The sequence below is a fragment of the Nocardia niwae NBRC 108934 = DSM 45340 genome (genome assembly GCF_001613465.1).
GTDB lineage: Bacteria > Actinomycetota > Actinomycetes > Mycobacteriales > Mycobacteriaceae > Nocardia > Nocardia niwae.
Genome location: NZ_BDCK01000001.1, coordinates 14,401 through 34,451 on the forward strand (window position 1 = coordinate 14,401; position 20,051 = coordinate 34,451).

Below are 20,051 nucleotides of genomic sequence, written 5' to 3' on the forward strand. Positions count from 1 at the left end.
CGCATCACGAATACAGCCGTTGTATACAGCCCCGTCTACAGCCGTGACCGGGGCGAAGACGGCGGTGTTCGACGCGGCGCCTTGCCGACGCCGCCGCAACACCTGATGAGGAGAGGGTTCGCCCCATGCCAGATTTCCGTGCCACCCGTCGCTCCCCGCGTTTGGCGCGAGCGATGGCGGTGCCCACCGCGATCGCGCTCGCCGGCCTGTTGCTGACCGCCTGCGGCGCCAAGGACGACGCCTCGACCACCGGCTCGGGCGCCGCGTCCTGCGTCGACACGTCGAAGGACACGATCAAGGTCGGTTCGCTGCACTCGCTGTCCGGCACGATGGCGATCTCCGAGGTCACCGTCGCCAACTCCACCAAGCTGGCCGTCGACCAGATCAACGCCGCGGGCGGCGTGCTCGGCAAGAAGATCGATCTGGTGCTCGAGGACGGCGCCTCGGACCCGAAAACCTTCGCGGAGAAGGCCGAGAAGCTGATCAGCGCCGACTGCGTGGCCGCGGTGTTCGGCGGCTGGACCTCGTCGAGCCGCAAGGCGATGAAGCCGAAGTTCGAGAGCCTGAATTCGCTGCTCTACTACCCGGTGCAGTACGAGGGCCTGGAGGACAGCAAGAACATCTTCTACACCGGCGCGACCACCAACCAGCAGATCGTCCCGGCGCTGGCCTACCTGAAGCAGAAGGGCATCACCTCCCTCTACCTGGTCGGCAGCGACTACGTCTTCCCGCAGACCGCCAATCGCGAGATCAAGGCGTACGCCGCCGCCAACGGCATCGAGATCAAGGGAGAGGACTACACCCCACTCGGCTCCACCGACTTCTCCACCATCGTGAACAAGGTCCGCACGGCCAAGGCGGGCGCGGTGTTCAACACCTTGAACGGCGACTCCAACGTGGCGTTCTTCCGCGAGTACAGCAACGCGGGCCTGAAGGCCGCCGAGATGCCGGTGGTCTCGGTGTCCATCGCCGAGGAAGAGGTCGCGGGCATCGGCGCCCAGCACATCGCCGGGCAGCTCACCGCCTGGAACTACTACCAGACCGTCGACACCCCGGTGAACAAGAAGTTCGTCGCCGACTACAAGGCCGCCTTCGGCGCCGACAAGCCGACCTCGGACCCGATGGAAGCCGCCTACGCGTCGGTCTACCTGTGGAAGAACACCGTCGAAAAGGCCAAATCGTTCAAGGTGGAGGACATCCAGGCCGCCGCCGACGGCGTCAGCTTCGAAGCACCCGAGGGCCTGGTCACCATCGACGGCGCCAACCATCACATCACCAAGACCGCTCGCATCGGCGAGATCCGTCCCGACGGACTGATCTACACCGTCTGGGACTCCGGCAAGGCCGTGACGCCGGACCCCTACCTGAAGTCCTACGACTGGGCCAAGGGCCTGAAGTAGTCCGCGGCTGTCCGCGGCCCAGCTACCGGTGACCGCCGAGCGACCCGGTCGTCTCGGCGGTCACGCGGAGCGTAATGAGGGGGGCCGCGGGCAGCATCGGACAGGCGGAAACATCGTCAGGCAACACGGGCACCCCGGGGCCCCGAACACGCCGCGCGAAGGCGCGGCAAATCCAACACAGGAGCCTCCCCATGGATGTTGTGATCGGACAGCTCTTCACCGGGCTGAGTCTGGGATCTATCCTCTTGCTCGCCGCACTCGGCCTGTCCCTGACCTTCGGGCAGATGGGCGTGATCAACATGGCGCACGGCGAGTTCATCATGGCCGGCTGTTACACGACCTACGTTGTGCAGAAGGTCATCTCGTCGGCGGGCGTCTCGCTCGTCGTGTCACTGCTGATCGGCTTCCTCGTCGGCGGCGTGCTCGGCGCCGCGTTGGAGATGGGCCTGATCCGCTGGATGTACGACCGGCCGTTGGACACCCTGCTGGTCACCTTCGGTGTCGGGCTGGTGCTGCAACAGCTGGCGCGCGACATCTTCGGCGCGCCCGCCAAGAACGTCGTCGCGCCGGAGTGGCTCAGCGGGGGCGTCACGATCCTGGGCGCGGTGGTGCCGAAGACGCGCATCTTCATCCTCGTCCTGGCGGTGGTCGCGGTGACCGCGCTGGCCGCCGTCCTCAAGGCGACGCCGCTTGGCCGCCGGATTCGCGCGGTGGTGCAGAATCGCGGCCTGGCCGAAACCTCGGGCGTGTCCAGCCGTTTCACCGATATCAGCACGTTCTTCGTCGGTTCGGGTCTGGCGGGCGTGGCCGGTGTCGCGCTCACCCTGATCGGCTCGACCAGCCCGACCATCGGTCAGAGCTACCTGATCGATGCGTTCCTGGTGGTGGTGATCGGCGGGCTGGGCCAGATCAAAGGCACGGTGATCGCGGCATTCGCGCTGGGCCTGCTCAATTCCTACATCGAGTACTCGACCACCGCGTCCATCGCGAAGGTCATCGTCTTCGTCGCCATCGTGATCTTCCTGCAGGTTCGCCCGCAGGGCCTGTTCACCGTCCGGACAAGGAGCCTCGCATGACCACGCTCGCCCAGCGGTGGCGCGCGCACTCCACGCTGAGCGCGCTCGCCGGATTCGCCGTCGCCGCCGTCCTGTTGTTCGCGGTCGCGCCTGCCGTGCTCAGCGATTTCCGGCTCAACCTGCTTGCGAAGTTCCTGTGCTTCGCGATCGTCGCCGTCGGCATCGGATTGGCCTGGGGCCGAGGCGGAATGCTCACCCTGGGTCAAGGGGTGTTCTTCGGCATCGGCGCCTACATCATGGCCATGCACCTGCAGATGGCCGACGCCGCCCGGCTGGGCAACGACGTGCCGGAGTTCATGGAGATCGCGGGCATTCGCGAGTTGCCGTCGTTCTGGCAGCCGTTCGCGTCGGCTCCGGTCGCGCTGCTCGGCATCCTCGTGCTGCCCGCGCTGGTCGCCGCGGCGCTCGGCTACGGCGTCTTCAAGCGCCGCGTGAAGGGCGCCTATTTCGCCATCCTCAGTCAGGCGCTGGCCGCTGCGCTGGCCATCCTGCTGACCGGTCAGCAGGCCATCGGCGGCTTCACCGGATTGTCGGATTTCCGCGCATTCTTCGGCTTCAAGCTGTCCGACCCGGTCAACCGGCGCATGCTGTTCTTCTTCGCCGCGGCCACGCTGCTGGTGGTGGTCGCGCTGGTGCGACAGCTGATGCACAGCCGCTACGGCGAGTTGCTCGTCGCGGTGCGCGACCAAGAGGAGCGGGTGCGCTTCCTCGGATACGACCCGGCGAACGTCAAGATCGTGGCCTACGTGGTCGCCGCGATCTTCGCGGGCATCGCCGGCGCGCTGTTCACTCCGATCGTCGGCATCATCTCCCCCGCGGACATCGGCGTGGTCCCCTCCATCGCGTTCTTGATCGGCGTCGCGATCGGCGGACGCACCACGCTGCTCGGGCCGGTGCTCGGCGCGATCGGCGTGGCGTGGGCGCAGACGGCGCTGTCGGAGGAGTTCCCCTCGGGATGGACGTATCTGCAGGGCGTGCTGTTCATCGTGGTGGTCGGGTTCGTCCCGGCCGGCCTCGCCGGACTCTGGCCTTTGCTGAAGGGTCTGCTGGACAACCGGTTCCGGCGAACCGCGCCGACCGCGACGGTGGTGGTCGAAAAGCTGCCCGAACCCGCGACGGAGAAGGTGGAATCGCGATGACCGAGACGACGCACGAGCCGAAACTCGGCGGCAACGCCGGAATGTCCAGCGAGTACCTCGAGGTTCGCGGTCTGTCGGTGAGTTTCGACGGATTCAAGGCTGTCACCGAGGTCGACCTGACGGTGTTGCAGGGCGATCTGCGCTTCCTCATCGGTCCCAACGGCGCGGGCAAGACGACACTGATCGACGCGATCACCGGGCTGGTCCCGGCAACCGGGTCGGCGCAGAAGACCGGCGTGGAACTGCTCGGCCAGAAGGTGCACCGGATCGCCCGGCTCGGCGTCGGGCGGACGTTCCAGACCGCCAGCGTATTCGAGCAGCTCAGCGTGCTACAGAACCTCGACATCGCCGCGGGCGCGGGCCGCTCCGCGCTCACCATGCTGCGCCGCCGCGGATCCGTGCTCCCGGCGATCGAGGAGGCGCTGGAGACCACCGGTCTGACCGATCTCCGGGACAAGCCCGCCGGAGTGCTCGCGCATGGGCAGAAGCAATGGCTCGAGATCGGCATGCTCCTGGTGCAGAACGCGTCGGTGCTGCTGCTGGACGAACCGGTGGCCGGGATGAGCGCCGAGGAGCGGGAGGAGACCGGGAATCTGCTGCGCCGGATCGGCGGCGACCGGGTGGTCGTGGTGGTCGAGCACGACATGGATTTCATGCGCGCCTTCGCCACCTCGGTCACCGTCCTGGCCGGCGGCAAGGTGCTCAGCGAGGGAACCGTCGCACAGGTCCAGGCGGACCCGAAAGTGCAGGAGGTCTACCTCGGCACCGCCGCGGCCGTCGGAACCGAGCTGGAGGACGCGTCGAGCGCCCCGAGCCCGGACGCACCCCGGAAAGGGAACAGCGATGCTTGAACTCACCGATATCCACTCCGGCTACGGCCGCACCGAGGTGATCCACGGCGTCTCGGTGACCGTCCCGGACGACAGCGTGGTCGCCATCATGGGACACAACGGCGCTGGGAAGACCACGTTGCTGCGCACCGCCGTCGGCCTGATCGGCACGAAGTCGGGCCGGATCGAGTTCGACGGCGAGACCGTCACCAAACTGTCGCCGTCGCGGCGGGTGCGCCGCGGGATCGCGTACGTGCCGCAAGGGCAGCAGAGTTTCCCGCAACTGACCACCGCGGAGAACCTCCAGGTGGTCGCGGACGGCCGCAAACGCAGCAAGGCGCTGATCGACGAATCGCTCGACCTGTTCCCGGCGCTGCGCGAGCTGCTGACGCGCAAGGCGGGTCTGCTGTCCGGCGGGCAGCGCCAGCAACTGGCCATCGCGCGGGCGCTGATCACCGAGCCGAAGCTGCTCATCCTGGACGAGCCGACCGAAGGCATCCAGCCGTCGGTGGTCGCCGAGATCGAGCGCACCATCATCGATCTCACCCGGCGCGGCGGATTGAGCGTGCTGCTGGTCGAACAGCACATCGGCTTCGCGTTGCAGGCGGCGCAGCGTTACTACGTGCTGCGATCCGGCCGGGTGACCGCTACGGGCGCGGGCGGGGCGGGCGCCGAGAGCGACGTCCGCTCGGCGATGGCGATCTGAGCGCCGCCGTGGCCCGCCACAGGGGCCGTATTCCGTTGCGCGATCAGGTCTACGACTCGTTGCGCCGGGATCTGGCCACCGGAGCCATCGTGCCGACCGAACGGCTCCGGGAAGAACGCCTCGCCGAGGCGTACGGGATGTCGCGCACCCCGGTGCGCGAGGCGTTGGCCCGCTTGCAGGCCGACGGTCTGGTCGAGCGTCTCGCCGACGGCCTGTATCCGTACCGGCCCAGGCTCGACGAACTCGATCACCTCTACGAGTTGCGGCTCGTCCTGGAGGCCAGGGGAATGCAACGCGTGGGGCCGCCGGGCGCGGCGCCCGCGCACGATCTGGATCTCGTGCGCGCGGAACTCGACACCTGGCGCGCACTGCGCGACGACCCGCCCGCACCGGGCACCGCGCTGGTGGCCGCCGACGAGCGGTTCCACACCACCTTGCTCGCGGCCGCGGGCAACGCCGCGCTCGCCGACGCGCTCACCGCCGTGCACGTCCGGGTGCGCCCGGTGCGCACGCTGGACATGCCGACGCCGGAACGGATCGCCAGAATGACCGCCGAGCACATCGCGGTCGCCGAGCACCTGGTGTCCGGTGCGGTGGACGTGGCGCTGGACACGCTCACCGCCCACATCACCACCTCGCGCACGCACGTGCTGGCCCGCGCGGAGCACGCTCTGCGCCTGACCAAACTGGGCCGCGCCGTGCGGGATTGACCGCTCAGCAATTCTGCTGGAAGGGGAAGCACTGGGTGGGCCGGTACGCGGGCGGCGACGGAGTCGGGCTCGTCGTGCCGGTCGCCGGGATCGGCTGCGCGGAGTCGTGCGCGAGCGCGGTGGCGATCACGCCGAGCACGAACAGGACCCCGACCACGGCGATGACGACGACCGACCACCCCGCGTAGGCATGACTTCTCGTCGCGACGCCGGGTGTCGGTTCGACGCGCGGCTTCGGTGTGCGGGCGATGGTGCTGACGGGCTCCGGCGCGTGCTCCTCGAACCCCGCTTCCAGCAGTTCCGCGCGGGAAGGGGTGAGCTCCGCCAGACCGAGCGCGCCGCACGCCCCGATCACCCGGTCCGCGGTCCAGTCACGCGGTCCCGCGGAGAATCCCTCCAGGTAGATACGCAGTTCGGTCGCGTCGGTGACGTTTCCGACGACCACATCCAGGCCCGGACGCAGATTCGTGCGCGCCGGGCGTACCACCGCGCCGCGGAACGGGACGAGCACCACGGCGCCGCTGATGTGCCCCGGGTCCTGCAACGCCCGCTGGAGCATGTGCTTGACCGCGTACATGCCGTGTTCCACGCGCTCGGCGGGGCTGCCGGACTCCGGGTCGTCCAATTCCACGGGCGCGTCGCTGATCTTCCACGGCCCTTCGGCCGGTGTGCTCAGAATGCCGCTCTGCCTGCGCTGGAATCCGTGCACTTCCAGCACGGTCAGGCCCCGAGGGGTCCACACCACCGCGTCGACGCGCCGGTTGTCCGCCTCGATATCCACCACGGCGAGGCCGGTCGTCGGATACGACCGCAGGCACGCGACGAATTCCCGCTCGGCGCCGGAAAGCTCCGCTCCGGGCCTGATCCTCACCAGCATCTATTCCCCTGCCGACCTGTTGTCCACACCTGACGCCACGGTGACCAGCACCGGTACTGATGATGACGGGGTACCCCGCCGAAAACCACTCCGAAAGCAAAAGAATGGTGGCGCGCTTCACGGGATACTGCCAAGTAGGCTCTCTCTCGGTCGGCACCGACGCCGGCCGCACAGACCACGCGGAGGTGGCAACCGGCATGGTTTCAGCGCTGCAACCACGCATCTCACCCGGACGGCTCCGGGAACTCGGCCCGCTCAACTGGGTTGTCTGGCAGGTGCTTTCCCGCGCCGCGGGCACCGGCGACGCCCACTTGTTCAGCACGCTCGGCCGTACCAGGGGGCTGTTCCGCGGCTGGCTGCACTACTCGGGCAAACTCATGCCGGGCGGGCGGCTGCCCCGGCACGAGTCGGAACTGGTCATCATCCGCGTCGCGCATCTGCGCGGCTGCGATTACGAGATGGACCATCACATCCGGCTCGGCCGGCGCGCCGGGGTGACGAGCGAGATCCTCGAGCGGCTGCGCACGGGCCCGGCAGCGGCAGGCTGGTCGGACAAGCATCGCGCGCTGCTGGCCGCGGTGGACCGGCTGGTCGAGACGCGCGATCTCGACGACGACACCTGGGCCGAGCTGGCGAAGCATTACGACGAGCGCAGCTTGATCGAAATCGTGCTGCTCATCAATCAATACGACGGTCTGGCCACGACCATCACCGCCCTGCGTATCCAGCGCGACGGCGTCTAGGCGCCGGCGGACGCCCCCTCGATGCGGCGCGCCAACCCGTCCAGCACCAGCGCCAAGCCGAACTCGTAGGCGTGCTCGGCGCTGTAGGCGGCGTCGTGCGCCTGGCCCGCCGTGGTGCCGACGCGCGCGGCCAGCGGGTAGCGCTCGGCGTCGAAGACCCGCGCGAGAACCGGCGCGGCCCGTTCCCACCACTGTCCGTCGGACATGGCGCTATCCGCCGCCGCCCGCGCGCTGTCGATGGCGATGCGGGCGACGGAGGTGACGAAGCCGAGCACGAACGTGAGGGCGGCGTCCATGGCGACGTCGTCCAACCCCAGGTCCGCGAACGCGGCCAGCTCGTGGTCGTATTTGGCGGCGAGACCGGGGCCGAGCGGCGGCCGGGTGGTGGGCAGATACGCCACCCACGGGTGCCGGGTCAGCATGGCGCGGTTCTCGGCCGCGATCCCGGCGACCCGCTCACGCCATGGCAGGCCGCTGAGGTCCCCGCGCTCCATCTGGGCGTACACCGTGTCCAGCATCAGGTCGATCAGCTCGGCCTTTCCCGGCACGTAGGTGTAGGTGGCCATCGGCGTCAGACCGAGCCGGTTGGCCACCGCGCGCATCGTGAGCGCTGCGATGCCCTCCGCGTCGGCGATCTCGATCGCGGCGGCCACGACCTCCTCGACGCTGCTGCGCTGTCTCGGGCCTCGGCCGCTGCCCGGCTCGCCTGGCGCCCGCCACAGCAACTCCAGTGTGCGCACCGGGTCACCCGCGCCGCTGCGCTCCTTGGGCTGTCCCATTGCCGTCTCCTCCACTACCTCTCGGCACCGATGGTATCGATGTGACGCAGTTCATAGTGCCAACCGTCGCCTTTTGCTCTACAAAGTACAGTGTACTTAGTACAGAGACCGAGGAGGGTCCATGAACATCACCGCTTCCGCCATCTCGCTCAACGTCCCCGACCCGGCCGCCTCGGCGAAGTTCCTCATCGACCACCTCGGCTTCGAGGAGAAGATGTCGGCCGACGGGTTCGTCTCGCTGGATCGCGCCGACGCCGGACTGAACGTCATCTACCTGCGCACCGGGCTGGCGAGTTTCAAACCGAAGAGCGCGGCGGGCAGCGCGGGCGAAGGCCTGCTCGTCGTCTTCGTCGTCGACGACATCGACGCCGAGTACGCCCGGCTGCAAGGCGAGGGTGTGCCGATCGTGACGCCCATCGAGACCGAGGAGTGGGGCGAGCGCTACTTCCAGATGCGTGACCCGAACGGAATCATCATCCAGTTGGTGCAGTGGGTGTGAGCTGTGTTGGATTTGCCGCGACTGCGTCGCGGCGTGTTCGCGGATGCTCGGTCTCGCTTCGCTCGAAAGACGTGGTTGAGGTGCGCCGGGCACGTTGGCGTCCGAACCAGCGACGCGGTGCGCCAGGGACGCTGACTTCCGAACTCGGGCCACGGAGCACGGCACTGATATCAGTCGAGCGGTGATGGGCCGGGCACGCGTGACGAAGTCACCGCACCTGGCCCATCACCGTGGGCGCCATCTGACAAAAGCCGCTGGAAGGGTTCAGGCGAGTGCCGCGCGGAAGACCTCGACCGCCGGGGTAGCCGGTCGCCCGAGCAATTTCTCCAGGTCGCCCGACCGCACATCCAGGATGCCGGTGGCGATGCCCGCGTCGGCGTCGGCGAGCGCCTTCGCGTAGGCGTCGGGCAGCCCGGCCCGGCTCAGGGCTGCGGCGTAGTCCGCTTCGGGCAGGTTCTCGTAGCGCACCGGCTTGCCCGAGGCCTCCGAAATCACCTGTGCCAGTTCGGCGTAGGTGAGTCGCTCGCCGCCACCGAGTTCGTACGCCCGGCCAGCGTGACCATCGCTGGTAAGCACCCGGGCGGCCGCTTCGGCGTAGTCGGCGCGTGCCGCGCCCGCCACGCGCCCCTCGCCCGCAGCTCCGTGCAACACGCCCGACTCCACCGCGTGCGCAAGACCGCCCACGTAGTTCTCCCAGTACCAGCCGTTGCGCAGCAAGACGTGCGGCACAGATGATCGGGCGAGCACAGCCTCGGTGGCCTTGTGTTCCTGAGCGAGGATCAGCGGATTGTCGGCCGCGTTCGGAATGCTGGTGTAGGCGAGCAGTTCCACCCCGGCGCGTTCGGCCGCGCGAATGACATTGGTGTGCTGAGCTACTCGCGCGCCGAACTCGTTGCCCGAGATCAACAGCACCCGGTCGACGCCGTCGAGGGCGCGCTCCAGCGCGGCCGGGTCGTCGTAGGGGGCCTGCCGGACGTCCACGCCCCGTTCGGCCAGATCGGCCACTTTCCGCGGATCGCGCACGATCGCGACGGGCGTCGACCCCGCGCGCAACAACTCCTCCACCACTTGTCGGCCCAGCTGCCCGCTGGCTCCGGTGACGGCGATGGTCATGATTACCTCCCAAGGTGCGAATTACATAGTACTAACTATTAGTAAGCACTATGCATTCCGCCGCCACTGCGGTCAAGTTCGGTACCATGGCGGGCATGACCACCCAGCGCACCGTCTCGGCCGAAGCCGACGACCCCACGCTGGAAGCCGACGTCTTCGCACGGAACTGCACGTCGCGACCGGTCCTGCAGAATGTGGCCAGCCGCTGGGGCACCTTGGCGCTGGTCGCGCTACGCGAAGGCCCATACCGGTTCAGCGCACTGCGCAGGCGGGTCGACGGTGTGAGCGAGCGCATGCTGTCGCAGACCCTGCAAGCGCTGGAACGCGACGGCATGGTGCATCGCGAGGTGCAGGAGACGATTCCGCCGCGCGTGGAATACACCCTCACGGAGCTGGGCGCCGAGGTGGCCGCACACCTCGAGGCGCTGATCCAGGTGCTGGAGACCAACATGCCCCGCGTGCGGGAGGCGCAGGCGGCCTACCACCGCGACTGACCGGCCGCGACGGGAAGAGACCCGCCGCGCCACGGGTTACACGGGCATGGAACTCGCCGCCGCAGTCGATTTCGCCCGCGATCACCACAGGTCCGTGCTCACCACGATCCGCCGCAACGGCCGCCCGCAACTGTCCAACGTGCTGCACGTCGTCGGCGCCGACGGCCGCATCCGTGTCTCGATCACCGCCGACCGCGCGAAATATCACAACCTCGTCCGCGACCCGTGGGCGGCACTGCACGTGACCCGCGCGGACTTCTTCGCGTATGCCGTGCTCGAAGGCACGGTGGAACTCACCCCGGTCGCCGCGGCGCCCGACGACCCCACCGTCGACGCGCTCGTCGACTATTACCGCACCGCCAATGGCGAGCACCCCGATTGGGACGAGTACCGCGCCGCGATGGTCGCCGATCGTCGCGCCTTGGTGCTGTTCACGCCGACGCACGCGTACGGGATGCTCCCGGCCGCCGGTTAGCCGGACGATTCCGCGCTCCGACCGGCCGGACCGAGTCATCCGAGGTCTGCGAGCGGGCACTGCCCGAAGCCCCTGCGGTGAGCCGCTCGGCGCCGGCGGATCAGCGCGCCATCAGATCGGAGACCGTGACGAATTGATAGCCCGCGGAGCGTAATTCGGCGACGATGCGCGGGATCGCGGCGATCGACGGCGCGGCGTTCCCGTGCATGACGTGCAGCAGGACGATCGAGCCCGGACGGACCTTGCCGAGGGTCTCGGCGACGATGTCGTCCGCCGTCGCGCCCGCCTTGCCCGAGTCGGGCTCCACGTCCCACGTGACGGTGACGCGGTCGTGCTCGGCCAAGTAGTGCGGCAGCACCCACAACTTCTTGCCGTACGGCGGGCGGAAGGTGATGGGGCCGACGTAGCCGGTCCGCATGATCTCGGCGTCGGTGCGCTCCACCTCGTCCCGAACCGTACCGGGCGTCACGAGAACCATCCGGCGATGCGAATAGGTGTGGTTGCCGATCTCGTGGCCCGCCGCGGCGATCGCCCTGCCGTATTCCGGGTGCGCGGCGAGATCACGCCCGTTCAGGTAGAACGTGGCCGGAACCTGCGCCTCGGCGAGGACTCGCAGCACTTCGGGGGCCCGGTCGGTCGGCCCGTCGTCCAGAGTCAGCGCTACCACCCTGGCGTCGGTGTCGACCCTGCTGACGACGTGACCGGCCAACTGGAAGGTGCGCGCCTTCGTCAGGTAGAAGGTGCCCATCCCCAGCAGCACCACCACGACGAGCACCGGCACACTTCCGATCAGCCACCTGCGAAGCATGCACGCTGTATAGCAGACCGTCGGCGACCGCGCCGACCGCCGACGACCCTACCGGCGCGGAAACCCTTGCCGGGCAGACGAAAAGGGCGCGCGATCGGTGACCGCACGCCCTTTCCCGCGACGGATCAGAAGTTGATCATGTGTCCGGCCAGGCCGTGGAAGGCTTCCTGGAGGGCCTCGCTGAGCGTCGGGTGGGTGTGCACGTTCCGGGTCAGCTCGTTGACCGTCAGATCCCACTTCTGCGCGAGGGTGAGTTCGGGCAGCAGCTCGGAGACATCCGGGCCGATGAGGTGCCCGCCGATCAGTTCGCCGTACTCGGCGTCGGCGATGAGCTTGACGAAACCGGTCGGGTCGCCGAGCCCGTGCGCCTTGCCGTTGGCGGTGAACGGGAAGGTCGCGACCTTCACGTCGTAGCCCTCGTCGCGGGCCTGCTGCTCGGTCAGGCCGAAGCTTGCGACCTGCGGCTGACAGAAGGTGGCGCGCGGCATCATCCGGTAGTCGCCGAGCGTGACGGTCTCCGCACCCGCGATGGTCTCGGCGGCGACCACGCCCTGCGCCTCCGCGACGTGCGCGAGCTGCAGCTTGCCGGTGACGTCGCCGATCGCGTAGATGTGCGGCACGTTGGTGCGCATGTAGTCGTCGATGCCGATCGCGCCACGGTCGGTGACCACCACGCCGGTGGTCTCCAGGCCGTAGCCGTCGACGCGCGGGGCGAAGCCGACGGCCTGCAGCACCTTGTCGACGGTGACGGTCTCCACCGAGCCGGTCTTGTTGTCCTTGATCGCGACCGTGACCTTGGCGCCGTCGTCCTCGATGGACTGCACGGCCGCACCGGTGGTGATGGTGATGCCGAGCTTCTTGTACTGCTTGGTGATCTCCTTGGAGACGTCCGCGTCCTCGTTCGGCAGCGCGCGGTCGAGGAACTCGACGATGCGCACGTCGACGCCGTAGTTCTTCAGGACGTAGCCGAACTCCATGCCGATCGCGCCCGCGCCGACGATGAGGATCGAGCCGGGCAGGTCACGGGTGAGGATCTGCTCCTCGTAGGTGACCACGTTGGCGCTGAGCCGGGTGCCGGGCAGCAGCTTGGTGACGGTGCCCGCCGCGATGATCGCGTTGTCGAACGTGATCGTCTCGGTGCCGCCCTTGCCGAGTTCGACCGACAGCGAGTTCGGGCCGGTGAAGGTGCCCTTGCCGTCGAACTCGTCGATCTTGTTCTTCTTCATCAGGAAGTGGACGCCCTTGACTCGGCCGTCGGCGACCTTGCGGCTGCGGTCGAAGGCGACCCCGAAGTCGAAGTTCACCTCACCGGAGATGCCGAAGGTCTTCGCCTCCTTGGTGAAGATGTGGGCGAGCTCGGCGTTGCGCAGCAGCGCCTTGGACGGGATGCAGCCCACGTTCAGGCACACACCACCCCAGTATTTCTGCTCGACGATCGCTGTTCGCAGGCCGAGTTGAGCGGCGCGGATCGCGGCGACGTATCCGCCGGGACCAGCACCGAGAACGACGACATCGTAGTGGGAAGTCACGCCCCGAGCCTAACTCCGCAGCGCAAACTTCACGCACCCGTACCCCACAACTGTGAGGCGTGGACCACACCGCATACCGACCTTCCCCCGACCGGGAACAACACCCCACCCAGACGGCCCTAACATGCCGCCTGAACAGCCGTTCCGCCTCGCATGAAACCCGCGAACGGCACATCGCCGCGGCGAACGCGAGCACCTCCCGCGGCCGGAGGTCAGCCGCGCCAGACCCGGCGGGCGACGCGGCGGAAGTTCTCGCCGAAGACCGCGGCCCGGTCGGCGGGGGTGAAGCCGCGGACGGTGAGGGCCTCGTCGAGGCCGGGGACGTCGCTGGCGCCGGTCAGGTCCTCCGGCGGGACCCAGTGCAGGGGACCGTATCTGGTGTATGCCTCGGAGAAGGCGCCCGGATTGTTCGCCATCTCGGCGTTGAAGTCCTCGGCGTCGAAGGAGTAGTCCGAGCCGATTCCGATGTGCTCGATGCCGACGAGTTCCGCGCCGTACTCGATGTGCCGCGCCATCGCCGCGATCCGCTCGGCGCGCTCCTCCGCCGCGTTGCGGCCGAGGAAGATGCCGACGCCGTTGATGCCGATCACGCCGCCGGTGGCGGCGCAGGCGCGCGCCTGGTCGTCGGTGATGTTGCGCGGGTGGTCCCAGAGCGCGGCGAAATTGGAGTGGCTGTAGATCATCGGGACGACGCTCAGTTCGGCCAGTTCCAGTCCGGTGCGCCGGGAGCAGTGCGAGCCGTCGGCGAACACGCCTGCTTCGTTGAGCGCGTGGACGAGGTCGCGTCCGTATCCGGTGAGCCCGGTGTCCTCGGCGTCCAGGCATCCGCAGCCCGCGGCGTTGGCGTGGTTGTAGGTGGGCAGCAGCGACCGCACGCCGAGCTCGGCGAAGCGCGCGACGTTGTCCAGATCACCACCGAGCGGGCCGGAGTCCTCCAGGTCGAACGCGAGCGCGATGGTGTCGGGCGCTCCGATGTCGTCGGCGCTGTCGACCAGATGAAACCGGCTGTCCGCCATGGCGTCTCGCCGGAATCGGGCCAGCAGCGCCAGCGAATCGGCGGTCGACTGCCGGGAGTATCCGACGTTCACCGACAAGTACGATCCGGCCGGGTAGCGCGCGAGGTCGCCGATGCGGGCGGCGGGTGTCAGCGGCAGACAGCAGTGCTGCTCCCAGAGGAAGGGTGGCAACCTCGAACCTCCTGGTCGGATCGGCCTCACCAGCAGCGATCCTACTGTCCGCGCGGAGCGAGCATCGGTCCGCGGCGAACGGCGAGCGACCGGAGGGCTTCGCGTAGCGAACGAGTTGCCGCACCGGCCAACACTTTTCGCCATTATCGACGGTAACAGGGCGCCCACCTGGACCGATGCATGAAGTACATCAATCCTCCCGTGCCCCCGAAGGCGGTGCGACCATGCGTCGCTTGCTTCTGCTGTTGTTTTCCCTCGTGACATTCGCCGGTCTCTGGATCGCGCCCGCTCCGGCCTCCGCCGCCCCGGCGTGCGCGTCCGGTTGGGGCTCGATCCCCAAGACGAGCCAAGCCCGATCGCTCGCACCGCTGACCGGAGTCCGCGCCGGCCGGCACGACTGCTTCGACCGCCTGGTGTTCGACATCGCCGGACCGGTGACCGGCTATCACGCCGGCTACGTCGAGCGGGTCGTCATGGACGGCTCCGGAGCGCTCGTGCCGCTGCGTGGCGGAGCGTTCCTGAGCATCAGCCTCAACGCCCCCGCCTACGACGACGCGTTCTCCTCCACCTACAACCCGCCGAACCGGGCCGAGCTCGCCGACGTGCGGGACTACCGGACCTTCCGCCAAGTGGCCTGGGCGGGCTCCTTCGAAGGCCAGACCACGATCGGCGCGGGCACGCGCGCCCGGTTGCCGTTCCAGGTATCCACCCTCCCCGGACCGGGGGGCGGATCGCGCGTCGTCGTCGACGTAGCGCACACCTGGTAAACCCGCGCCGCGCCGCTCGGCCACAATGTGGGGATGAGCGGCGTTGAGCGGAATGTGACCGACCCCCACCTCTGGCTGGAAGAAGTGACCGACGAGCGCGCCCTCGACTGGGCGCGCGCGCACAACGCGGTCGCGCATGCCAGGTTCGCCGACTCCGATCGCTTCCGCGAGCTGGAGCGTCGCATCCTCGACATGCTCGACACCGACGCCAAGATCGCCTACCCGGCGCGGCGCGGCCGCTGGCTGTACAACTTCTGGCGCGACGCCGAGCATCCGCGCGGCCTCTGGCGGCGCACCACCCTCGCCGAATACGCCGAGGACGCGCCGGACTGGGACGTGCTGATCGACCTGGACGCGGTGGCCGCCGCCGAGGACGAGAACTGGGTCTGGGGCGGGGCGGCGGTGCTGCGCCCGGAACAGTCCCGCGCGCTGATCAGCCTGTCGCGGGGTGGTGCGGACGCGAAGGTGGTCCGCGAATTCGACCTGGAGCGCAGGGTGTTCCTCGACCCGGCCGACGGCGGCTTCTTCCTGCCCGAGGCGAAGTCGGAGATCCGCTGGATCGACATCGACTCGGTGTATGTGGGCACCGACTTCGGCCCCGGCTCGCTGACCGATTCGGGGTATCCGCGGATCGCGAAACGCTGGCGTCGCGGCACCGCCCTGACCGAGGCGGTCACCGTTTTCGAGGGCGAGAGCGGCGATGTCGCGGTCTCGGCGGGCTACGACCGCACGCCGGGTTACGAACGGCACTACGTCGGCCGCGCCACCGACTTCTTCAACGAAGAGGTCTACCTGCTGGAAGCCGACGGCACGCTCCGGTACCTGGACATCCCCAGCGACGCCAGTGAATCCTGGTACAAGGACTGGCTGCTGGTGCGGCTGAAGTCGCCGTGGGAGATCGGCGGCGCGAGTTACCCCGCGGGCGCGCTGCTGGCCGCCGACTTCGAGAAGTTCCTGGCCGGCGCCCGCGATTTCGAGGTCCTCTTCACTCCGGACGCGCACACCTCGCTGCACGGCTACGGCTGGACCGAGAACCACCTGTTGCTGGTCACGCTCGAAGACGTGCAGACCAAGCTCTACGTGCTGACCCCCGGCCCGGAAGGCTGGCGCCGCGAGCCGCTGGCCGACACCCCGCCGATGGCCACCACCAGCGTCCTGAATCTCGACCCGCTGGAGAGCGGCGACGAGTTCATGCTGAACACGAGCGGGTTCACCACTCCGGCGACGCTGCTGGCCAGCGCGGTCGGCGGGCGCACCGAGCGGCTCAAGCAGGAGCCCGGGTTCTTCGACGCCGACGGCGTAGTGACCGAGCAGTTCTTCGCCACGTCCGACGACGGTACACAGGTGCCGTACTTCGTGCTGCGCCATCGCGACCGTCAGGACGTCCCGGGACCGACGGTGATGTCCGGCTACGGCGGTTTCGAGGTGTCGCGCACCCCGGCCTACAGCGGCGCGTCGGGCATGGGGTGGCTGGAGCGCGGCGGAACCTGGGTGATGACCAACATCCGCGGCGGCGGCGAGTACGGGCCGCAGTGGCACACCTCGGTGCAGAAGGCCAACCGGTACAAGGTGTACGAGGACTTCTCCTCGATCGCGAAGGACCTGGTCGCGCGCGGTATCACCACCGCGGACCAGCTCGGGGCGGTCGGGGGCAGCAACGGCGGACTGCTCATGGGCGTCATGCTGACCCGCTACCCCGAATTGTTCGGCGCGATCGTCTGCCAGGTGCCGCTGCTGGACATGAAGCGCTACCACTTGCTGCTCGCGGGGGCGTCCTGGATGGCCGAGTACGGCGACCCCGACAAGCCGGAGGACTGGGAGTACATCGGCAAGTACTCGCCCTACCAGAACGCTCGCGCCGACCGCGCCTACCCGCCGATCCTGCTCACCACCTCCACCAGGGACGACCGTGTGCACCCCGGCCACGCCCGCAAGATGGCCGCGCTGCTGGAGGAACAGGGCCACGAGTTCTGGTACCACGAGAACATCGAGGGCGGCCACGGCGGTGCGGCCGACAACAAGCAGTCGGCTTTCCAGGCGGCGCTGATCTACGAGTTCTTCACCCAGATGCTGATCGAACGCCGCCCCTGACGAACGGTCGCCGCCGGACGCGATCCGTCCTCAGCGGCGCGCGGCCACAGCGGAGGCCCGCTCACCGGTCGCGCAGCCACTTCTCGATCTGGTCCACGGTGCTGGCGTGCTGGCGGATCCAGCCGTTGTGCCCCAGCGGTTCGGGTTGGCGCCAGCGCGTCACCTCGGCGTTGGGCAGCTTCTCCAGCAGGTGCTCGGCGGAGCTGGGCGGGGTGAGGTCGTCTCCGGTCATCGTGATGGACAGCACCGGAAGTTTCAGCCGCGCGATGCGCTCCTCGTAGTCGATGTCCGCGCCGACCGGGACGAACCGGCCGGTGCGGGCCAGCCGGGCCCAGTCGGAGATCAGCACCTTGGACTGGCGGCCGAAACCCATCGAGACCCGGTCGCCGGGCCAGAAGCCGGCCAGGTTGGCCGTCAGCGAGATCGCCGTGGTGCCGACCAGCATGCCCGGACCCGAAAGTCCGCGGTAGCCGCGGTAATACGGGGTGCCGGACGCGACCAGGACGAGCCCGCCGAGCCTGCCGCGGATGCGCGCGGCGTACATGACGCCGAGCTGGCCGCCCATGCTGTGCCCGAGCAGATACGGCGTGCTGTCCGGGAACTGCTCGCGGACCACCTCGAAGATCGCCGGGAAGTCCACCGAGACCAGCTCGTGGTAGCCGTACGTGCTGGCGGAACTCGGCTTCGGCCTGCTGTCGCCGTTGCCGCGCAGCTCGCCGATGGCCACGTCGAACCCCCGCGCCGCCAGGCCCGCGCCGAACAGTTCGTAGTAGCCCGCGGGCACGCCGAGGCCGGGCACGATGACCAGCACCGGGCGCGGCGTATCCGGGGTGACCGGGTGCCGGTGCGCGCCCTCGGCCGGGATCAACCGCACCGGGACCGTGGTGCCGTCCGGCATCTGGATCGGAACTGTCTGCATCCCCGCACGTTACCGCGCTCGACGCTCCGATCCGGCGGACCGGGACGCTAGGCGCGAACCGCGCCGATGATCACCCTGCTCAGCACCCGGATGACGTCGTCGAGCGGCGGGCGCGGCTCCGCGCCGCTCCAGGAGTCCACCACGTAGTTGACGCCGCCGATGATGGCGAGCATCCGCATCTCGTAGTCGCCCGCGGGTATCTCACCGTGCAGCGCGGCATCCTCGGCGGCGCCGGCCAGCAGCGAACCCCACTCCCGGCGCACCGCGAGGCGGAATTTCTCCACCTTCGGGCCCGCGCCGACCACTTCCACCAGGGCGACGCGCGCCTTGCGCGGATCGGATCCGATCGATTCGACGTAGGCGCGGACGGCGGCGTCGATGACGTCCAGCGCCTTCGCGCCGGTCTTCGCGTCCAACGCCTTCTTCACCGCGTCCCGCGACTCCCGGTCGATCTGCTCGTACAGCTCTAGGAGCAGGGACTCGCGACCGGTGAACTCCTCGTAGAACTGCCGCGAGGAGAGTCCGGCGTCCTTGCAGATGGCGCCGACCGAACTATTGGCGTAGCCGTCCCGCGCGAAGACCGTCAGGCCTGACTCCAGAAAACGCGCACGCCGCTGACGCTGCCGGTCCTCCACGGGTTGCCCGGCATACATTCGACCCGTATTCGCATCCTGTGACATTGGGGCAGACAATACAGAAGGGCCCGAACTCATCGTCACGGATCGGGCCCTTCGTTACAACCCTCGACCGACATCACGTTAGCCGAAAGTTGGCTGAGCAGTTGCTACCTCATTGATCGGTCGCCGAGCCGAAGCCCGGCGACCATAGTAGTTTGCGCACAAGCACGCTCATCAGCGAATCGAGCATCCGGCAACTCCGATCTGTCCGTGAGACATTCCTTGTCACTGGCTATTTGCCGAAACAGACGATACCCAGATGCGTTGCGATTGCGGGCAATTTTAGAGGGAAACTGTAGAATTTTTTGTTTCATTCCGATTCGTCGGTTACGGCAGGTTCGCCCGACCCGCTTGCCGGGCCAGCAATTCCGGCAGCGCGGCCACGGAATCGATAACGTGATCGGGCGCGCGGTCGGCCGACGCCAGCACCTCCGGCCGGAATTTACCGGTGCGCACCAGTACGCCGGTCAACCCGGCGTCTTGCGCCGCAAGCACATCCGAAGACAGATCGTCACCGATCATCAAGACCTCCGCCGGGTCGAGCCGCATCAACGCCGCGGCGGTGCGGAAACCGGGCGCGGCGGGCTTGCCGACCACCTCGATGCGCGAGTTGCCCGCCGCCTCCAGGCCGGGCAGGTAGGCGCCCGCGTCGATGCGCAGCCCATCCGCTGTCGCCCAGGTCAGTCCGCTGTGCATCGCGACGACGGGCACGCCGTCCAGCATCAGTTCCACCACCCGGCTCAGTGCGGCGTGATCGAATTCCGGTCCAGCACCGCCGATCACGACCACGTCGGGATGACCGTCGTCGAGCGTCAGACCGGTGAGGTCCGCCGTGATGTCGCCGTGGTTGAGCACCCAGACCACGGCATCGGGGTAGCGGCCGCGCACGAACTCGGCGGTGAGCCTTGCGGCGGTGACGATCTCGGCCTGCTCGACCTCGATACCCGTGCCGCACAGGCGTTCCGCGATCTCGGCGCAGGTACGTGAGGTGGTGTTGGTCAGGAAGGCGCGGCGCAGCCCGCTCGCACCGATCCGGCGCACCGCGGCGGCGGCGCCCTCGATCTCCCGCCAGGAGGTCACCAGGACGCCGTCGATGTCGTAGAGCACGCCTCTGATCCGACCGCGGTCAGGCATGGCTTCAGCGTACGACCGGCCCGCCCGCCGGGCACGCCGACCGACATCACCGAGACCACCTCGCCCCCGGGGCGGGCGGCACGATGATCGCGGCGCGA

The 20,051-nt window shown here is 68.6% G+C and carries 21 protein-coding genes; 12 read left to right on the top strand and 9 right to left on the bottom strand.

All coding sequences use genetic code 11. The annotated features are described in order from the left end of the window. Window positions 1–125 precede the first annotated feature (125 nt). The 6 genes from urtA (at window position 126) to NNI01S_RS00105 (ending at window position 5,861) form a co-directional block, all read left to right on the top strand. Window positions 126–1,400, top strand: a complete 1,275-nt coding sequence (urtA, locus tag NNI01S_RS00080) for an urea ABC transporter substrate-binding protein (protein WP_063016146.1) — start codon at window positions 126–128, stop codon at window positions 1,398–1,400. Between the two features lie 191 nt (window positions 1,401–1,591). Next, window positions 1,592–2,476 (top strand): urea ABC transporter permease subunit UrtB, encoded by an 885-nt coding sequence (gene urtB, locus NNI01S_RS00085; RefSeq protein ID WP_063016148.1) that lies wholly within the window; start codon window positions 1,592–1,594, stop codon window positions 2,474–2,476. After that, a complete protein-coding gene (urtC, locus tag NNI01S_RS00090) occupies window positions 2,473–3,615 on the top strand; it encodes an urea ABC transporter permease subunit UrtC (RefSeq protein ID WP_063016150.1) in 1,143 nt (380 codons plus the stop codon). The genes urtB and urtC overlap by 4 nt, the downstream gene beginning before the upstream one ends. Continuing rightward, the gene (gene urtD, locus NNI01S_RS00095) at window positions 3,612–4,466 is read left to right on the top strand and encodes an urea ABC transporter ATP-binding protein UrtD (protein WP_063016152.1); all 855 of its coding nucleotides are present in this window, start codon (window positions 3,612–3,614) and stop codon (window positions 4,464–4,466) included. Before urtC ends, urtD begins: the two co-directional genes overlap by 4 nt. After that, a complete protein-coding gene (gene urtE, locus NNI01S_RS00100; RefSeq protein ID WP_063016154.1) occupies window positions 4,459–5,151 on the top strand; it encodes an urea ABC transporter ATP-binding subunit UrtE in 693 nt (230 codons plus the stop codon). Before urtD ends, urtE begins: the two co-directional genes overlap by 8 nt. 8 nt (window positions 5,152–5,159) lie before the next feature. Further along, the gene (locus NNI01S_RS00105; protein ID WP_063016156.1) at window positions 5,160–5,861 is read left to right on the top strand and encodes a GntR family transcriptional regulator; all 702 of its coding nucleotides are present in this window, start codon (window positions 5,160–5,162) and stop codon (window positions 5,859–5,861) included. A gap of 4 nt (window positions 5,862–5,865) precedes the next feature. Here the strand turns inward: NNI01S_RS00105 and NNI01S_RS00110 are convergent, their stop codons facing one another. Continuing rightward, window positions 5,866–6,738: a hypothetical protein gene (locus NNI01S_RS00110; protein WP_063016159.1), complete on the bottom strand. Its 873-nt coding sequence runs from the start codon at window positions 6,736–6,738 to the stop codon at window positions 5,866–5,868. Between the two features lie 209 nt (window positions 6,739–6,947). On the opposite strand from NNI01S_RS00110, the gene NNI01S_RS00115 reads away from it, so the two are divergent. Then, window positions 6,948–7,481: a carboxymuconolactone decarboxylase family protein gene (locus NNI01S_RS00115; protein WP_084488341.1), complete on the top strand. Its 534-nt coding sequence runs from the start codon at window positions 6,948–6,950 to the stop codon at window positions 7,479–7,481. Here NNI01S_RS00115 and NNI01S_RS00120 read toward each other — a convergent pair. Continuing rightward, entirely contained in the window at window positions 7,478–8,260 is a 783-nt protein-coding gene (locus tag NNI01S_RS00120; protein ID WP_063016161.1) for a TetR/AcrR family transcriptional regulator C-terminal domain-containing protein, read from the bottom strand. The two genes, NNI01S_RS00115 and NNI01S_RS00120, sit on opposite strands and share 4 nt — an antisense overlap. 121 nt (window positions 8,261–8,381) lie before the next feature. Between NNI01S_RS00120 and NNI01S_RS00125 the strand changes: the two genes are divergently transcribed. Then, window positions 8,382–8,759 (top strand): VOC family protein, encoded by a 378-nt coding sequence (locus NNI01S_RS00125; protein WP_063016163.1) that lies wholly within the window; start codon window positions 8,382–8,384, stop codon window positions 8,757–8,759. Window positions 8,760–9,023: 264 nt separating this feature from the next. On the opposite strand, the gene NNI01S_RS00130 is transcribed toward NNI01S_RS00125, so the two are convergent. After that, entirely contained in the window at window positions 9,024–9,872 is an 849-nt protein-coding gene (locus NNI01S_RS00130; RefSeq protein ID WP_063016165.1) for an SDR family oxidoreductase, read from the bottom strand. A 95-nt stretch (window positions 9,873–9,967) separates the two neighbouring features. Here NNI01S_RS00130 and NNI01S_RS00135 point away from each other — a divergent pair, with 95 nt between their 5' ends. Next, window positions 9,968–10,366 (top strand): winged helix-turn-helix transcriptional regulator, encoded by a 399-nt coding sequence (locus NNI01S_RS00135; protein WP_063016298.1) that lies wholly within the window; start codon window positions 9,968–9,970, stop codon window positions 10,364–10,366. A 46-nt stretch (window positions 10,367–10,412) separates the two neighbouring features. After that, window positions 10,413–10,841: a PPOX class F420-dependent oxidoreductase gene (locus tag NNI01S_RS00140; protein WP_063016167.1), complete on the top strand. Its 429-nt coding sequence runs from the start codon at window positions 10,413–10,415 to the stop codon at window positions 10,839–10,841. A gap of 100 nt (window positions 10,842–10,941) precedes the next feature. Here NNI01S_RS00140 and NNI01S_RS00145 read toward each other — a convergent pair whose 3' ends face one another. The 3 genes from NNI01S_RS00145 to NNI01S_RS00155 form a co-directional block, all read right to left on the bottom strand. Continuing rightward, complete coding sequence (locus NNI01S_RS00145; RefSeq protein WP_063016169.1) at window positions 10,942–11,649, bottom strand: polysaccharide deacetylase family protein; 708 nt, start codon at window positions 11,647–11,649, stop codon at window positions 10,942–10,944. 125 nt (window positions 11,650–11,774) lie between these two features. Next, window positions 11,775–13,178, bottom strand: a complete 1,404-nt coding sequence (gene lpdA / locus NNI01S_RS00150; protein ID WP_063016171.1) for a dihydrolipoyl dehydrogenase — start codon at window positions 13,176–13,178, stop codon at window positions 11,775–11,777. 212 nt (window positions 13,179–13,390) lie between these two features. Beyond that, complete coding sequence (locus NNI01S_RS00155) at window positions 13,391–14,365, bottom strand: dipeptidase (RefSeq protein ID WP_063016173.1); 975 nt, start codon at window positions 14,363–14,365, stop codon at window positions 13,391–13,393. A 224-nt stretch (window positions 14,366–14,589) separates the two neighbouring features. On the opposite strand from NNI01S_RS00155, the gene NNI01S_RS00160 reads away from it, so the two are divergent. After that, window positions 14,590–15,132 carry an AMIN-like domain-containing (lipo)protein gene (locus NNI01S_RS00160; protein ID WP_063016300.1) on the top strand — a complete coding sequence of 181 codons (543 nt, stop codon included), beginning with the start codon at window positions 14,590–14,592 and terminating at the stop codon, window positions 15,130–15,132. Window positions 15,133–15,165: 33 nt separating this feature from the next. Beyond that, complete coding sequence (locus NNI01S_RS00165; protein WP_063016176.1) at window positions 15,166–17,223, top strand: prolyl oligopeptidase family serine peptidase; 2,058 nt, start codon at window positions 15,166–15,168, stop codon at window positions 17,221–17,223. 61 nt (window positions 17,224–17,284) lie between these two features. Here the strand turns inward: NNI01S_RS00165 and NNI01S_RS00170 are convergent, their stop codons facing one another. The 3 genes from NNI01S_RS00170 to NNI01S_RS00180 form a co-directional block, all read right to left on the bottom strand. After that, window positions 17,285–18,142: an alpha/beta hydrolase family protein gene (locus NNI01S_RS00170; protein WP_063016178.1), complete on the bottom strand. Its 858-nt coding sequence runs from the start codon at window positions 18,140–18,142 to the stop codon at window positions 17,285–17,287. A 47-nt stretch (window positions 18,143–18,189) separates the two neighbouring features. Beyond that, window positions 18,190–18,822 carry a TetR/AcrR family transcriptional regulator gene (locus NNI01S_RS00175; protein ID WP_245675918.1) on the bottom strand — a complete coding sequence of 211 codons (633 nt, stop codon included), beginning with the start codon at window positions 18,820–18,822 and terminating at the stop codon, window positions 18,190–18,192. Window positions 18,823–19,146: 324 nt separating this feature from the next. Continuing rightward, window positions 19,147–19,953: an HAD-IIA family hydrolase gene (locus NNI01S_RS00180; RefSeq protein WP_063016182.1), complete on the bottom strand. Its 807-nt coding sequence runs from the start codon at window positions 19,951–19,953 to the stop codon at window positions 19,147–19,149. Window positions 19,954–20,051 lie beyond the last annotated feature (98 nt).

Coding starts and splice junctions, on each gene's coding strand:
- urtA (WP_063016146.1), top strand. CDS start 126: ATGCCAGATTTCCGTGCCACCCGTCGCTCCCCGCGTTTGGCGCGAGCG.
- urtB (WP_063016148.1), top strand. CDS start 1,592: ATGGATGTTGTGATCGGACAGCTCTTCACCGGGCTGAGTCTGGGATCT.
- urtC (WP_063016150.1), top strand. CDS start 2,473: ATGACCACGCTCGCCCAGCGGTGGCGCGCGCACTCCACGCTGAGCGCG.
- urtD (WP_063016152.1), top strand. CDS start 3,612: ATGACCGAGACGACGCACGAGCCGAAACTCGGCGGCAACGCCGGAATG.
- urtE (WP_063016154.1), top strand. CDS start 4,459: ATGCTTGAACTCACCGATATCCACTCCGGCTACGGCCGCACCGAGGTG.
- NNI01S_RS00110 (WP_063016159.1), bottom strand. CDS start 6,738: ATGCTGGTGAGGATCAGGCCCGGAGCGGAGCTTTCCGGCGCCGAGCGG.
- NNI01S_RS00120 (WP_063016161.1), bottom strand. CDS start 8,260: ATGGGACAGCCCAAGGAGCGCAGCGGCGCGGGTGACCCGGTGCGCACA.
- NNI01S_RS00125 (WP_063016163.1), top strand. CDS start 8,382: ATGAACATCACCGCTTCCGCCATCTCGCTCAACGTCCCCGACCCGGCC.
- NNI01S_RS00130 (WP_063016165.1), bottom strand. CDS start 9,872: ATGACCATCGCCGTCACCGGAGCCAGCGGGCAGCTGGGCCGACAAGTG.
- NNI01S_RS00135 (WP_063016298.1), top strand. CDS start 9,968: ATGACCACCCAGCGCACCGTCTCGGCCGAAGCCGACGACCCCACGCTG.
- NNI01S_RS00140 (WP_063016167.1), top strand. CDS start 10,413: ATGGAACTCGCCGCCGCAGTCGATTTCGCCCGCGATCACCACAGGTCC.
- NNI01S_RS00145 (WP_063016169.1), bottom strand. CDS start 11,649: ATGCTTCGCAGGTGGCTGATCGGAAGTGTGCCGGTGCTCGTCGTGGTG.
- NNI01S_RS00160 (WP_063016300.1), top strand. CDS start 14,590: ATGCGTCGCTTGCTTCTGCTGTTGTTTTCCCTCGTGACATTCGCCGGT.
- NNI01S_RS00165 (WP_063016176.1), top strand. CDS start 15,166: ATGAGCGGCGTTGAGCGGAATGTGACCGACCCCCACCTCTGGCTGGAA.
- NNI01S_RS00170 (WP_063016178.1), bottom strand. CDS start 18,142: ATGCAGACAGTTCCGATCCAGATGCCGGACGGCACCACGGTCCCGGTG.
- NNI01S_RS00175 (WP_245675918.1), bottom strand. CDS start 18,822: ATGTCACAGGATGCGAATACGGGTCGAATGTATGCCGGGCAACCCGTG.
- NNI01S_RS00180 (WP_063016182.1), bottom strand. CDS start 19,953: ATGCCTGACCGCGGTCGGATCAGAGGCGTGCTCTACGACATCGACGGC.